Genomic DNA, 13,421 nt, shown 5'->3' with positions numbered 1-13,421 from the left:
CGATACTGGAGGTCGTCATGCCGCGCTCCGAGCACGACGCCGGCACGCTCGTCGTGGGCGCGAGCCAGGCAGGCGCCCAGCTGGTCACGTCGCTGCGCCAGCTCGGCGACACCGCCCCGATCACGCTCGTCGGCGCGGAGGCGCACCCGCCGTACCAGCGACCTCCGCTGTCGAAGGAGTTCCTCGCCGGAGCGGCGACGACGGAGGCACTGGCGTTCCGCAGCCCCGGCTTCTACCCCGAGCACGACATCGAGCTGGTCTGCGGCGAGCGGGTCGAGCAGATCGCCCTTCCCTCCGGAGGGCAGCCCGGCCTGGCCCGCACCTCCGGTGGCCGGGAGCTGCCGTTCGCCCGCCTGGCACTCACCGTGGGCGCCCGCCCCCGCCGTCTCGACGTCCCCGGGGCCGACCTCGGCGGGATCCTGTACCTCCGCGACCTCGATGACGCCGTCGCCCTGCGCGACCAGCTGGCCGGGGCCTCGCGCGTGGTGGTCGTCGGCGGCGGGTTCGTCGGCCTGGAGGCGGCGGCTGCCGCCCGGGCCCTGGACAAGCAGGTCACCGTCGTCGAGGCGGCCGACCGCCTGGTCGGCCGGGCCGTCGCCCCGGTCGTCTCCGAGTTCTACCGGCGGGCGCACGAGCGCCGTGGCAGCACCGTCCTGCTCTCCACCGGCGTGGTCGGTTTCCAGGGCACCGCGGGCCGGGTCGAGGGCGTGGTCCTCGCCGACGGCCGCAGCCTGCCGGCCGACCTAGTGATGGTCGGCATCGGCGTGATCCCGCGCGTGGAGCTGGCCGAGCAGCTCGGACTGGAGTGCGACGGCGGCATCGTCGTCGACGCCCACGCCCGCACCAGCGCTCCCTCGGTGGTCGCCGCCGGGGACTGCACCGTCCTGCCGCACCCGATGACCGGCGAGGGCCGGGTCCGCCTGGAGTCGGTCCCGAGCGCCGTCGCGCAGGCCACGCTGGCGGCCGCCACCCTGCTGGGCCGGGAGGGCAACGCCCGCAGCGTGCCGTGGTTCTGGTCGAACCAGGGCGATCTGAAGCTGCAGATCGCCGGGCTCTCCACCGGTTTCGACGAGCACGTGGTCCGCGGGGAGCCGGACACCGAGAGCTTCTCGGTCCTGTACTACCGCGGCGGCGACCTGCTGGCCGTGGACGCGGTCAACGCCCCCGCCGACTACCTGGCGGTCCGCAAGGCCCTCACCCACGGGTTGCGGCTGCCCGCCGACCTGGTCGCCGACGCCGGCACCCCGCTGAAGAGCGTGCTCGCCGCGGCCGCCTGACCCTCGCCCCCGTGGCGGCCCGGGCCGCCACGGGGGAGGCAGGCCTCAGCGCAGGTCGGCCAGGTCCTCGCGGGTCAGCTCCGTCACCAGCGGCTGGAGCGCCCGCACCAGCGGCACGTCCACGCCGGCCTCCTCGGCCATGGCCAGGGCGACCTCCAGGTCCTTCGCCGGCCAGCGCAGCCGGTGCAGCCCCCAGTCGGCGAGCACCTGGTTGGCGCCGGTGCCGGCGCCCAGGATGCTGCGCAGCCGGCCCGGCGCGACACCGAGCGACCTGGCCAGCCGCAGCACCTCGACGTCGGCCCGCAGGGCCGTCCACATGAGCACGTTGTTGGCACTCTTCGCCACCTGCCCGGTGCCGGGCCCACCGATGTGGCAGACGTCGGTCGCGAACGCCGCGAAGGCCTGCGCGCACCGGTCGAGCACCTCGGGGTCGCCGCCGCACATCAGCGTCAGGCCGGCCTGCTCCGCCGCCCGCTCGCCCCCGACCAGTGCGACGTCGACCACCGCGACGCCCCGCTCCGCGGCCGCCTCGGCCATCCGGACGCAGGTGTCGGGCCGCACGGACGCGCAGATCGCCACCACGGTGCCCGGACGGGCCGCGTCCCGGATGCCGCCGTCGCCGACGATCGCCGCCTCCACCTGCGCGTCGTCCACGACGACCAGCAGCACCAGGTCGGCCTCCCGGGCGACGTCGGCAGCCGAGCCGCGGAACTGCGCGCCCGCCGCCCGGATCCGGTCCTCCGCGCCCGGCGCCGGATCGGTCGCGAGGACCGGCCAGCCGCGCTCGAGCAGCCAACGGCCCATCTCGGCGCCCATCCGGCCCCAGCCCACGACCCCGACGGTGCGGACCTCCTCGGGAGCCGCCATCAGATGACGAACGTCTCGGTGGCTTCCGGCGCGAAGAGCTCCGCCGGCTCGTACCGCCGCCGGGACAGCCCCTGCTCGTGGTGGTAGCCCAGGAACGTGCTCAGCACGTGCTCGTTGGCCTGGAGGCCGTAGGACCAGTAGTCGTCACCCATCAGGGTCCGCGCCTCCTCGAGGCCGGGGATGAGCCAGGGCAGCATGAAGCGCAGCGCCGAGGCGTCGTACAGCTCGGCCGCCGCCTTCTGCTTCGCCAGGTGGAACGCCTTGGTGAGCGTCTGGGCCACCCACGGGTGCCTGTCGTAGACGTCCCGGCGCACGACCACGACGTGCATGATCGGGAAGATCCCGGTCTCGGCGAAGTACTGCTTCTCGGCGGCCACCGGGTCGGCGAACAGCCGGCGCACGTTGCCTCCGGGCACGAAGGACGACGGCACCCGCGGCCCCTGGAAGGCGTCGATCTCGCCGTCGGCCAGCATCTGCGACAGCGTCTGGCCCGGTCCGATCGGCGAGATGCGGATGCGTTCGCCGAGATCCACCGCGGCCTTCTCGATCCGGCCCGGGGTCTCCTGGCCGCCGGTCCGGTACTCGACCGAGTCGACCGGCACGCCGTACTGGTCGGCGAGGAAGCCCCGGATCCAGACGTTCGCGGTCAGCTGCCACTCCGGCGTGCCCACGACCTTGCCGCGCAGGTCCTCGGGCTTGTCGATGCCCGAGCGGGCGTTCACGAAGATCCCGGTGTGCCGGAACTGCCGCGAGGTGTAGACCGGCAGCGCGACGAACGGCGGGTCCTCGAGGTCGAGGGACTTCACGTAGGACGACAGCGACATCTCGGCGACCTCGAACTCCCGGTACCGCATCATCCGGAAGAAGGTCTCCTCCACCGGCAGCCGCAGGTAGGTCAGGTCGATGCCGTCGGGGCGGACCGTGCCCTCCTCCAGGGCGCGGGTCCGGTCGTAGTCGCCGCAGGCGAACGTCAGGTGCAGTCGGGACACGGGGGTCACTTCCCTCTCAGGCGGGCATCGAGCCGGGGGTAGACCCGGCGGGCATTGTCCTCGAAGATGGCCTGCAGCCGGGTCTCGTCCAGACCGGCCGCGTCCAGGTACCGCTTGGTGTCGTCCCAGGCGATGCCGGTCTCCGGGTCCCCGCCTCGCACCGCACCGAGCATCTCGGAGGCGAAGAGGATGTTCTCCGCCGGGATCACCCGGGTCAGCAGGTCGATCCCCGGCTGGTGGTACACGCAGGTGTCGAAGAAGACGTTGCGCAGCAGCTCCGACGGGTCCTTCCACCCTATGCGCATCGAGAGCCCCCGGTACCGGCCCCAGTGGTAGGGCACCGCCCCGCCGCCGTGCGGGATGACCAGCCGCAGCGTCGGGAACCGCTCGAACAGGTCACCCTCCAGCAACTGCATGAAGGCGGAGGTGTCGGCGTTGAGGTAATGGGCGCCGAGCGCGTGGAAGTTGGGGTTGCAGGAGCTGGAGACGTGCACCATCGCCGGCACGTCGAGCTCCACGAGCGCCTCGTACACCGGGTACCAGTACGGATCGGTCAGCGGCGGGGAGTTCCAGTGCCCGCCGGAGGGATCCGGGTTGAGGTTGGCGCCGACGAACCCACGCTCCTCGACGCAGCGGCGCAGCTCGGCGACGACGTCGTCCAGTGCGCCCCCGGGGGTCTGCGGGAGCTGGCAGACCGCCGCGAAGTGCTGCGGGTAGAGGTCGGCGACGCGGGCGACGAGGTCGTTGCTGGCACGGGCCCACGCGACGGCGGTGTCCCGGTCGGTCACGTGGTGCTCCATCCCCGAGGCCCGGGGCGAGAAGATCATCAGGTCACCGCCGCGCTCGCGCAGCACCCTCAGCTGGTTGCCCTCGACGCTCTCGCGGACCTCGTCGTCGCTGATGGTCCCGAGCCGGGGCGCGGCGCCGCCGCTGTCGAGCGCGGCCTTCTGCGCCTGGCGGAAGAGCTTCAGCTGGCCCGGCTCGGTCGTGTAGTGACCGTGGCAGTCGATGATCACCGTGAGGGCTCCTGCTCGACGTAGCGGAGGCCCTTGGCGGCCAGGGGCTCCCGCATGTGGTTCATGTCCAGGCCCAGCTGCCCGGCGCGGTAGCGCTCGCGGATGCCGGCCTCCCGCTCCTCGCGCGCCCGGGCGGCCACCAGCACCTCGGCTGCGCGGTCCCGCGGGACCACCACCACGCCGTCGTCGTCGGCGACGACCACGTCGCCCGGCTCGATCCACTGACCGGCGCAGACCACGCCGACGTTGACGCTGCCGAGCGTCTCCTTCACGCAGCCGAACGCCGACACGTGCCGGGACCACGCCGGGAAGGCCATGCCGGTCAGCTCCGCCACGTCGCGGACCCCCGCGTCCACCACCACGCCGCGGACCCCCCGGGTGGCCAGCGCGGTGGCCAGCAGGTCACCGATGTAGGCCGCCTGCGACGGCGTCGTCGGGGCGATGACCAGGACGTCCCCCTCGGCGCACTGCTCGACCGCGACGTGCACCATCCAGTTGTCACCCGGCGGCAGGCTCACGGTGACCGCGGTGCCGGCGATCCGGGCGCCCGGGAACACCGGCCGCAGGGTCGGGTCCAGCAGGTGCGTGCGCCCCTGCGCCTCGTGGACGGTCGCGACGCCGCACTCGGCCAGGCCGTCGACGGCCGCGCGGTCCGCCCTGGCGATCCCCGTGACGACGACGTCCCCCCGGATGGCGCTCACTCGTCGCCCCAGGGCTTGAGCGAGATGTGCAGCGCGTCCTCGCCGGTCTCGCCGGCGAGGGCCCGGATGGCGTGGTCGACGTCCTCGAGGCCGAAGCTGTGCGTGGCCAGCCGCTCCAGGGGGAACCGGCCCGACGCCAGCTGGTCCAGCGCCAGCTCCACGGAGCGGTAGCTGTGGCCGCGGGCGCTGCCGAGGGTGATGCACTTCTCGGTCATCTTCTTCAGCGGGAAGTCGGGGAACGCCGCCTCCTCGCCCTGGGTCACCATGATCCCCTCGCGCCGCTTCAGCGCGTCGATGCCGAGCAGGACGGGCGCGGTCCCGGCCCCCGAGGTGCAGTCCAGGACGACGTCGACACCCACGCCCCCCGTGAGCTCCAGGACCCGCTCCAGCGGGTTCTCCTGCTGGACGTCGATGACCGCGTCCGCGCCGAGGTCCCGGGCCAGCTGCAGCCGGGTCGCGTCGCGGGTGGTGCCGGTGACGACGATCAGCGAGGCACCGGCCTGCTTGGACGCGACGACCTGGGAGAGCCCCTGCTGACCGGGTCCCTGGATCAGCACGGTGGTCGCGTAGCCGACCTTGCCCGCGTTGAGCGCCCACTCGATCCCGTTGGACAGCGGGGTCACCAGGCCGGCGAGCTCGGCGCTGACGCCGTCGGGCACCTTGTGGGTGACGGCGTTCCACGGCAGGTACATGTACTGCGCGAAGCCGCCCCAGAGGCGGCCGGGGTTGTCCGACGAGGTGTAGCCGTAGCGACGGGCATCGGGGTTGGTGCGCCAGTCGGTGAGCTCGCAGTGGCGGTACTCCCCCGCCCGGCACCACTCGCAGTGCATGCAGCCGACGTAGTGCTCGACGAAGATCCGGTCGCCCTCGGCGAGGCCGTGGATCTTCGACCACTTCGCGCCCGCCCGGGCGACGATGCCGACGTTCTCGTGCCCCATGATCACCGGCCCGTCGATCGTGGGCCTGCGGTACAGCTTGACGTCGGTGCCGCAGATGCCGGCCACCTCGATCTTGAGCAACGCGGCGTCGTCCGCGATGTCGGGCATCGGGAACTCACGGAGCTCCGTCGTCCCCGGTGCGGTGCGAACCGCTGCGAGCACCTGCTCTGCCATCGCTGCCCCCTCCTCCGGTGTGTGTCGCGGGCCACCCTAATCGACGGTCTATTGGTCTGACCACCAGCGTGCTAGCGTCCGCCGCCATGGCCGACCTGAACCTGCGCACCGTCACGCGCGCCCAGGGCAACAACCGGGCGCTCCTCGACGGGAGCGTCACCCCCGAGGGCGCGACCCTCGACTTCGTCGACGTCCCGGTGCTGGTGCAGGGCTTCCGCCGGATGGTGCGGAACCTGGAGTTCGACGTCTGCGAGATGGCGCTCACGACCTACCTGGTCGCGAAGGCGCACGGCGTCCGCTTCACCGCGGTGCCGGCGTTCCTCGTCCGCGGCTTCCACCACGGGGCGATCACCGTCGACACGCGGCACGGCATCACCTCGCCGAAGCAGCTCGAGGGCCGGAAGGTCGGCGTCAACCGGGGCTACACGGTCACCACCGGCGTGTGGGCGCGCTCGGTGCTGGCCGACGAGCACGGGGTGGACCTGGACTCGGTCACCTGGGTGCTCTCCGGCGACGAGCACGTCGAGGCCTACCGCCCGCCGGCGAACGTCGTGCCCGTCGACCCGGGACGCACCCTCGACGAGATGCTCGCCAGCGGGGACCTGGCCGCGGTGGTCGGGGTGGAGATCGACTCCCCCGACGCCCGGCCGCTGCTCCCCGAGGGCGCGGCGCACGCGGCCCTGCAGCGGGGCCTGTGGCCGATCAACCACCTCGTCGTCGTCCGGGACGAGTTGCTCGAGCAGCACCCCGACCTCGGGCGCCGGGTGTTCGACGCCTTCGCCGAGTCCAAACGGCGCTACGTGGAGCAGTTGCGCAGCGGGTCCCTGCCGCAGGAGACGGCGACCGACCGCATGCACCGCACCGTTCTGGAGCTCACCGGGTGGGACGATCCCCTGCCGTACGGGATCGAGCCCAACCGGGAGGTGCTCGAGGGCCTGCTGCGGACCGCGGTGGACCAGCACATCCTCGACCGCGCACCGCGCCTGGAGGACGTCTTCGCCCCCGGCACGCGCGACGTCACGGGCTGAGGGGGGGACGTGCGGATCGCCATCACCGCCGACCACAACGGCGTCGCCCTCAAGGCCCGGCTGGTCGACACCCTGCGGGCCGCGGGCCACGTGGTCGACGACCGCGGGCCGACCTCGCCCGACGAGGTCGTCGACTACCCCCCGCTGTGCGAGGACGTCTGCCGGCGGGTGGTGGACGGCCGGGCCGACCGGGCGGTCGTCGTCGGCGGCAGCGGCCAGGGCGAGGTGATCGCCTGCAACAAGCTGGCCGGCATCCGTGCGGGACTGTGCCCCGACGTGTGGCACGCCGAGATCTCCCGCGGGAACAACGACTCCAACGTGCTGGTCCTCGGGGCCAAGGTGATCGCGCCCGGCACGGCGGAGCTGGTGCTGGCCACGTGGTTGGCGACGCCGTTCAAGGGCGACGTGCACGCCCGCCGCGTGGCGATGATCCAGGCGCTGGAGCGGGGCGAGTCGCTGCTGTAGCGCGACCGGCCCCAGGGGTCAGCGGGAGAGGACCGGTACCCGGACCGACGCCGGGCGCAGGCGGCGGACGAACTGCGCGGCGCGGGTGAACCAGGAGCCGTCGCTCCCGCGGTGGCGGCGCAGCCGCGGCTCACCGCCGGCGATGAGGTCGGTGCTGACACCCTCGGTGACGAACAGGGCAGGGTTCATGGCAGATCTCCTCGACGGTCCGGAGCGCGCTCGGCCGCACGTCGTGGGCCGGCCTCCCGACGTCTCCATCGACCCGGGTGGCGCTTCCCCTCGACTCTAAGCCGCTCCGACCTGCGGGTTCGCCGCGAACGCTGTGACCTCCCGCGCACGGGTGGGTGGGCTTGATCACGCCACTGGGCGCGCCGCGCCGCCCGGCACCCGAGCGCGGGCGGACGTCAGGTGGGGGTGCGGGTCTCCCCCGCGACCGGCCGGGCGTCCGGCGGTGCGACCGGCTCCGGGGGCTCGTCCGCCTCCTCGACGACGCCCCGGTAGTCACGCACCACGTTGGGCCGCGCCGAGAAGGCCGCGGCCACCAGCATCGGGCCGATGCCCCCGATGGTCAGCGCGAGCACCGGGCCGACCACCGCCGCGAACGCCCCCATGGCGACGTCCCCGATCGCCGGTCCGCCTCGCGAGGACATCTGGTAGAACGCCGTCACCCGTCCACGGATCTCGTCCGGGGTGTCGATCTGCACGGCCGCGTGGCGGATGGTGGTCGCCATCGCGTCGAAGGCGCCGAGCAGGAGCGCCGCCCCGACGGCCAGCCAGACGAACGGTGACTGCGCCAGGGCGATCGCCGCGATGCCGTAGAGGAACGTCGACAGGAGCAGGATGCGGCCCTGCCGCCGCGAGTCCTTGACCACCCGGAAGATGGTGTAGGTGGCCAGCAGGGCACCGGCCGACGGAGCGCTGGACAGCACCCCGTACCCGGTGGCGCCGACGGCGAGGACGTCGGTCGCGAGCGCGGGCAGGAGGACCCGGTAGGCCGACAGCACCGTCGCCGAGAGGTCCAGCCCCATGAGGCTGGTGATCAGCGGCCGCCGGATGACGTACCGCGCACCCTCCGCGATGCTGGCGACGATCGACGTCGGCGCCGCCGGGCCGGCCACCAGCGGCGGTGTCCTGATGAAGGACAGCCCGACGACGAGGACCGCGTAGGTGACCACGTCGACCAGGTACATCAGCTCCGGACCGCCCGCGGCGATGAGCACCCCGGCCAGCAGCGGGCCGAGCAGCACCGCCACCTCCCGCGACGGGTTGAGCAGCGCGATCGCCTCGCCGATGTGCTGGCGCCCCACCAGCGCCGGGATGAGCGCCTGCCGGGCGGGCTGGTCGAACGTCGCTGCCGCCGTCGTGAACAGCACGCTGACGACGACGTGCCAGGCCTGCACCGCCCCGGAGAAGGTGACCACGGTCAGGGCCAGCGCGACGACGAGTGCCGCCGCCTGCGCCGCCTGCAGCAGCCGCCGGCGGTCGTACCGGTCGGCCAGAGCCCCGCCCAGCGGGCTGAGCAGGATGAGCGCCACCGCCTGCCCTGCGCCGACCAGCCCCGTGTAGGCGATGGAGTCGGTCAGCGCGTAGACGTGGAAGTAGTTCGCCGCGACGGTGCCGCGGGTGCCGATCTGGCTGAGGACGACCCCGGACCAGTAGAGCGTGAAGTCGCGGTTGCGGAAGAGGGTGGGCAGGGGCACTCAGTTCACCGGGACGAGGGAGATCTTCGACGGGTCCAGCTGCAGGTGCACCGAGGTACCGGACTCGATGGACACCGACGGGTTCACCCGCGCGCGGATCTCGTGCCGGCCCACCGAGACGACGTGGTCGACGGCGTCGCCGAGGAACGCGCGCGCGACGACCTCACCGGTCCACTCGTTGGCCGCCTGCTCCCCCTTGCTGGCGGTGGAGAGCTCGACCGCCTCCGGGCGGATGGACACCACGACCTCCGAGCCGACCGGGAGGTGGTGCGGCGACTCGAGGAAGAGGATGCCGTTGGACGTCTCGACGCAGTGCCGGCCGGCCTGCTGCGAGGCGACCGTCCCCGGGATGAAGTTCGACGTGCCGATGAACTCGGCGACGAACTTGTTGGCCGGCTGCTCGTAGACCTCGCGCGGCTTGCCCAGCTGCACGACCGCACCCCGCTCCATGACCGCGATCTGCGTGGAGAGGGCGAGCGCCTCCACCTGGTCGTGCGTCACGTAGACCGAGGTGATCCCCAGCTCGCGCTGCAGCCGCTTGAGCTCGTAGCGCAGCGACTCCCGGAGCTTGGCGTCCAGGTTCGACAGCGGCTCGTCGAGCAGCAGCAACGGGGGCTCGATCACCAGGGCGCGGGCGAGGGCCAGCCGCTGCTGCTGCCCGCCGGAGAGCTTCGTCGCCTGCCGGCCGGCCTGCTCGTCCAGCTGCATGGTGGCCAGCACGCGCTCGACCCGCTCGGCGATCTCCTTCTTCGGCGGGCGCTGGCCGCGGGGGCGCACCTGCAGCGGGAAGGCGACGTTGTCGAAGACGGTCATGTGCGGCCAGATCGCGTAGGACTGGAAGACCATGCCCAGGCCGCGCTGGTTGGCCGGCATGTTCACCCCACGCCCGCTGCCGGTGGAGGAGAACAGCACCCGGTCGCCGACGGCGATGGTGCCGCTGTCCGGCTTCTCCAGGCCGGCGATCGAGCGCAGCGTGGTGGTCTTCCCGCAGCCCGAGGGGCCCAGCAGGGTGAACAGCTCACCCTCCTTGACCTCGAAGCTGACGTCGTTGACTGCGAAGACCGCGCTGTGCCCGGCCTCGTCCTTCTTCTTGCCGCGGGCCTTCTCGCCGGCGAAGGACTTGATGAGGTTGTCGATCCTCAGCATGGGAATCAGGAGTCCTTTCCGACTCGGAGCACGTGCGGTGGATTCGGGTGGGTGTCGCGGTGCGGACGGGTGCCGGCGGTCGGGTCAGTCCTCACGCAGCCCCACCTTGGCGCCGAGCTTGTAGGCGATCGTGACCATCACCATCAGGGCGATCACCATGAGGACGCCGATGGCCGCCAGGACGTTGAACGACCCGTTCTCGAACTGCTCCCAGATGAGGATGGAGAGCACCTCGTTGCCCGGGCTGTACAGCAGGATCGAGCTCGACAGCTCGCGGAAGCTGACGACCAGGATGTAGATGAAGCCCGCCGTGATGCCCGGCGACAACAGGGGCAGCAGCACCCGGCGGAACGTGGTCCACCAGCTGGCGCCGCTGACCATCGCCGACTCCTCGAGCTCCGAGGAGATCTGCGTCATCGACGTGGTCGCGTAGCGCATGCCGTACGGCATGTACTTGGTGCAGTAGGCGATCAGCAGGATGAACAGCGTCCCGTAGATCGGCAGCGGGAACCGCAGGTACACGAAGGAGATCGACAGGCCCAGGACGATGCCGGGGATGACCAGCGGCACGAAGCTCAGCTGTTCGACGATGCCGCGCCCCGGGATGGTGGAGCGGATGGAGATCCAGGACGCGACCGCCATCAGCGCCATCACGATCGTCGCGGCGCTGAGGCCGAGGATCAGGCTGTTCTTCAGCGCCCGCGCCGCCGAGTTCATCTCGAAGACCTGGACGAAGTTGTCGAAGGTGAAGGTGGAGAACGCCTCCCACGACGGTGCCTGGTAGTACGGCAGCAGGGCGGCGTAGAGCAGCACCAGCAGCGGGCCGAGCACTGTGACGAAGAAGTAGAAGAGGATGCCGACGCCGACGACCGGCTTCCACTTGCCCAGGTCCATCGGGCGCGGGCGGAAGCCCTTGCCGGTGACCGTCTGGTAGGTCTTGCTGCCCTTGCCGGCCAGGATGCGGCTGACGGCGACGCCGATGACGGCGACGGCCAGGAGGCTCACCGCGAGAGCGCCGGCCGCGCCGAGGTCCTGCGGATAGCTGCGCAGCACGAAGTAGATCCGGCTGGTGAAGACGTAGATGCCGTTCTGCAGCCCGAGCAGCGCCGGGACCTCGAAGGACTCGAGGCTGGTGATCAGGATGACCAGGACCGAGGACAGCAGGGCCGGCCGCACCAGCGGCAGGGTCACCTTGCGCAGGGCCTGGAGCCGCGTGGCCCCCGACATCAGCGCCGACTCCTCGAGAGAGGGGTCCATCGACCGGAACGCCGCGACCATCAGCAGGAAGACGATCGGCGAGGAGTGCAGCCCCTCGACCCAGATCATCCCCCAGAGGCTGAAGATGTTGAACGGGGCGACGCCGAGGAAGGGCTCGAAGAAGGCGTTCAGCAGCCCGATCTGCGGGCTGGCCAGGAAGATCCAGGAAACGGTGTACAGGATGCCGGGGATGACCAGCGGCACGATGGAGGCGGCGAAGAACAGCGCCTTGAAGGGGACCGCCGTCCGCACGTTCAGGTAGGCCAGCGTCGTGCCGACCGTGATCGACAGCAGCGCCGCGCCGAAGGCGAAGGCGAGGGAGTTGCCCCACAGCTCGCCGATCCGGCCGTCGCCGTAGGCACGCTCGAAGCTCCCGAGGTCCAGGCCCTCCGCGTCGAAGAAGGTGCCCCAGACGAGGTAGCCGAGGGGGACCAGCGCCAGGTAGCCGATCGCGGCGGCCACCCCCGCGACGATGAACATCTTGGGGGTCAGCGGCCCCCGCCAGCGCCCCTTGCGGGGCTCCGGCGGGCCGTCGGTCGGCCGGGTCAGCTCCTCCGGCGTCACCGCCGGATCGGCCAGGTTGGCGGTCATCCCGGGGGATCACTCCTTCGTCTGTGGTGGTGCGAAAAGGTGTGGGGGCCGGCCTGACCGGCCTGGGGCGGGTCGGCGGACGGGGCGGCGCCACGCGGATGCGTGACGCCGCCCCGTCGGGGATCAGCCGCCGATGGTCTCGACGCCGGAGAGCAGGTCGTCGTAGCGCTGGCTCCACTCGGCGCCCTCGTCGAGCAGCTGCTGGCCGTCGACCGGGATGAGCTCGGACTCGATGTCCACGGTGGAGGGGGTGGCCGCCTGGTCGGCCAGCACGGCCTGGCCCTCGTCGAGCAGCCAGTCCATGAAGAGCATCGCGGTCGCGGGGTTCTGCGCGGTCTTCATGCAGCTGCCGCCGTTGGGCCGGGCGATGATCGGGTTGACGTAGGGCTGGGTCTCCAGCGGAGCGCCGTCGGCCATGGCGGCCTCGACGATGTAGGTGTAGTTCGACGAGGCGAGGCCGTACTGGCCGGCGCTCATGAGCTCGGCCATGACCGTGTGGCCCTTGACCACCTTGGCGCCGTCGACGATGTCGGCCCAGAGCTGGTCGACCTCCTCCTGGCTCATGCCCTGCTCGAGCCAGTAGCCGGTGAGCGCCATGTACCAGTCGTAGTCACCGAGCTCGAGGGCCAGCTGGCCGTCGTACTTGGGGTCGGCCAGGTCCTCCCACACCGTCGGCGGGTCGGTGATGATGTTGGTGTTCCAGCTGGGCGCGAACAGGTTGAACCGCGTGGCGACCCAGTCCTCGTACTTGCCGGCCTCGGGCACCTCGTCGATCCGCTCCGGGGACGCGCACTGCGCCATGACGTCCTCCTGCTGGAGGGCCATGAGCTCGGTGGCGTTGGTCTCGACGACGTCGTTGCCGGCGAAGTTCGCATCCTGCTCCTGGAGGATGCGCTGCAGGACGGTCTCCGACCCGGCGCGGTAGGTGCTCACGTCGATGTCGAACTCGTCGGTGAACGCCTCGGTGACGGCGTCGACCATGTCGGCGTTCATCGACGTGTACAGGTTGAGCCCGTCCTCCTCGGCGGCGAGCTCGACCAGCCGGTCCCGACGCTCCTGGCCGGAGAGCTCGGCGATCTCCTCGTACAGCTGCTCGGCCGCGCTCGGGCCGGACGCCGTGTCGCCGCCGCCTCCGCCGGAGTCCGACGAGGTCGGGTTGCCACCACAGGCGGCGAGGACCATGACCGCGCCGGCCGCCAGGGCTGTGCGGGCAAGAGTGCGGGGCTTGCGCATGAGGTGCTCTCTTTCTCGGAGGGGTCGGAACGGGTGTTC

At 71.9% G+C, this 13,421-nt stretch carries 13 protein-coding genes; 3 read left to right on the top strand and 10 right to left on the bottom strand.

Annotation, left to right across the window (positions count from 1 at the left end):
• The first annotated feature begins 17 nt into the window (after positions 1-17).
• Positions 18-1,277, top strand: a complete 1,260-nt coding sequence (locus tag GCU60_RS09375) for an NAD(P)/FAD-dependent oxidoreductase (RefSeq protein WP_204261728.1) — start codon at positions 18-20, stop codon at positions 1,275-1,277.
• Between the two features lie 45 nt (positions 1,278-1,322).
• Here GCU60_RS09375 and GCU60_RS09370 read toward each other — a convergent pair whose 3' ends face one another.
• From GCU60_RS09370 to GCU60_RS09350, 5 genes are read right to left on the bottom strand one after another with little or no spacing between them, the layout of a single operon-like run.
• Entirely contained in the window at positions 1,323-2,144 is an 822-nt protein-coding gene (locus GCU60_RS09370) for an NAD(P)-dependent oxidoreductase (protein WP_163204518.1), read from the bottom strand.
• Positions 2,144-3,133, bottom strand: coding sequence for an ABC transporter substrate-binding protein (locus GCU60_RS09365; RefSeq protein ID WP_163204516.1), 990 nt, complete (start codon positions 3,131-3,133; stop codon positions 2,144-2,146). The genes GCU60_RS09370 and GCU60_RS09365 overlap by 1 nt, the downstream gene beginning before the upstream one ends.
• Positions 3,134-3,138: 5 nt before the next feature.
• Positions 3,139-4,149 carry an amidohydrolase family protein gene (locus GCU60_RS09360; protein WP_163204514.1) on the bottom strand — a complete coding sequence of 337 codons (1,011 nt, stop codon included), beginning with the start codon at positions 4,147-4,149 and terminating at the stop codon, positions 3,139-3,141.
• A complete protein-coding gene (locus GCU60_RS09355; RefSeq protein WP_345770502.1) occupies positions 4,146-4,850 on the bottom strand; it encodes a 4-carboxy-4-hydroxy-2-oxoadipate aldolase/oxaloacetate decarboxylase in 705 nt (234 codons plus the stop codon). The genes GCU60_RS09360 and GCU60_RS09355 overlap by 4 nt, the downstream gene beginning before the upstream one ends.
• Positions 4,847-5,962 carry a zinc-dependent alcohol dehydrogenase gene (locus tag GCU60_RS09350; protein WP_163204512.1) on the bottom strand — a complete coding sequence of 372 codons (1,116 nt, stop codon included), beginning with the start codon at positions 5,960-5,962 and terminating at the stop codon, positions 4,847-4,849. The genes GCU60_RS09355 and GCU60_RS09350 overlap by 4 nt, the downstream gene beginning before the upstream one ends.
• 86 nt (positions 5,963-6,048) lie before the next feature.
• Here GCU60_RS09350 and GCU60_RS09345 point away from each other — a divergent pair, with 86 nt between their 5' ends.
• Entirely contained in the window at positions 6,049-6,990 is a 942-nt protein-coding gene (locus tag GCU60_RS09345) for an ABC transporter substrate-binding protein (RefSeq protein ID WP_163204510.1), read from the top strand.
• A gap of 9 nt (positions 6,991-6,999) precedes the next feature.
• On the top strand, positions 7,000-7,455 hold the full coding sequence (locus GCU60_RS09340; RefSeq protein ID WP_204261727.1) for an RpiB/LacA/LacB family sugar-phosphate isomerase: 456 nt from the start codon (positions 7,000-7,002) through the stop codon (positions 7,453-7,455).
• A gap of 18 nt (positions 7,456-7,473) precedes the next feature.
• Here the strand turns inward: GCU60_RS09340 and GCU60_RS09335 are convergent, their stop codons facing one another.
• From GCU60_RS09335 to GCU60_RS09315, 5 genes are all read right to left on the bottom strand, one after another.
• Positions 7,474-7,644 (bottom strand): hypothetical protein, encoded by a 171-nt coding sequence (locus GCU60_RS09335; RefSeq protein WP_163204508.1) that lies wholly within the window; start codon positions 7,642-7,644, stop codon positions 7,474-7,476.
• A 215-nt stretch (positions 7,645-7,859) separates the two neighbouring features.
• Positions 7,860-9,155 (bottom strand): MFS transporter, encoded by a 1,296-nt coding sequence (locus tag GCU60_RS09330; RefSeq protein WP_163204506.1) that lies wholly within the window; start codon positions 9,153-9,155, stop codon positions 7,860-7,862.
• Positions 9,156-10,301 carry an ABC transporter ATP-binding protein gene (locus tag GCU60_RS09325; RefSeq protein WP_163204504.1) on the bottom strand — a complete coding sequence of 382 codons (1,146 nt, stop codon included), beginning with the start codon at positions 10,299-10,301 and terminating at the stop codon, positions 9,156-9,158.
• 84 nt (positions 10,302-10,385) lie between these two features.
• On the bottom strand, positions 10,386-12,149 hold the full coding sequence (locus tag GCU60_RS09320; RefSeq protein WP_163204502.1) for an ABC transporter permease: 1,764 nt from the start codon (positions 12,147-12,149) through the stop codon (positions 10,386-10,388).
• A 123-nt stretch (positions 12,150-12,272) separates the two neighbouring features.
• Positions 12,273-13,382: an ABC transporter substrate-binding protein gene (locus GCU60_RS09315; RefSeq protein ID WP_163204500.1), complete on the bottom strand. Its 1,110-nt coding sequence runs from the start codon at positions 13,380-13,382 to the stop codon at positions 12,273-12,275.
• Between the last annotated feature and the right edge of the window lie 39 nt (positions 13,383-13,421).

The sequence above is a fragment of the Blastococcus saxobsidens genome (genome assembly GCF_010682065.1).
GTDB lineage: Bacteria > Actinomycetota > Actinomycetes > Mycobacteriales > Geodermatophilaceae > Blastococcus > Blastococcus saxobsidens_B.
The sequence above is the reverse complement of the archived record's forward strand: the minus strand, read 5'-3'. Positions and strand labels throughout refer to the sequence as shown.

What these genes read in the sequence shown, in the direction of transcription:
- GCU60_RS09375 (WP_204261728.1), top strand. Translation starts at nt 18, where the DNA reads ATGCCGCGCTCCGAGCACGACGCCGGCACGCTCGTCGTGGGCGCGAGC.
- GCU60_RS09370 (WP_163204518.1), bottom strand. Translation starts at nt 2,144, where the DNA reads ATGGCGGCTCCCGAGGAGGTCCGCACCGTCGGGGTCGTGGGCTGGGGC.
- GCU60_RS09350 (WP_163204512.1), bottom strand. Translation starts at nt 5,962, where the DNA reads ATGGCAGAGCAGGTGCTCGCAGCGGTTCGCACCGCACCGGGGACGACG.
- GCU60_RS09345 (WP_163204510.1), top strand. Translation starts at nt 6,049, where the DNA reads ATGGCCGACCTGAACCTGCGCACCGTCACGCGCGCCCAGGGCAACAAC.
- GCU60_RS09335 (WP_163204508.1), bottom strand. Translation starts at nt 7,644, where the DNA reads ATGAACCCTGCCCTGTTCGTCACCGAGGGTGTCAGCACCGACCTCATC.
- GCU60_RS09325 (WP_163204504.1), bottom strand. Translation starts at nt 10,301, where the DNA reads ATGCTGAGGATCGACAACCTCATCAAGTCCTTCGCCGGCGAGAAGGCC.
- GCU60_RS09320 (WP_163204502.1), bottom strand. Translation starts at nt 12,149, where the DNA reads ATGACCGCCAACCTGGCCGATCCGGCGGTGACGCCGGAGGAGCTGACC.
- GCU60_RS09315 (WP_163204500.1), bottom strand. Translation starts at nt 13,382, where the DNA reads ATGCGCAAGCCCCGCACTCTTGCCCGCACAGCCCTGGCGGCCGGCGCG.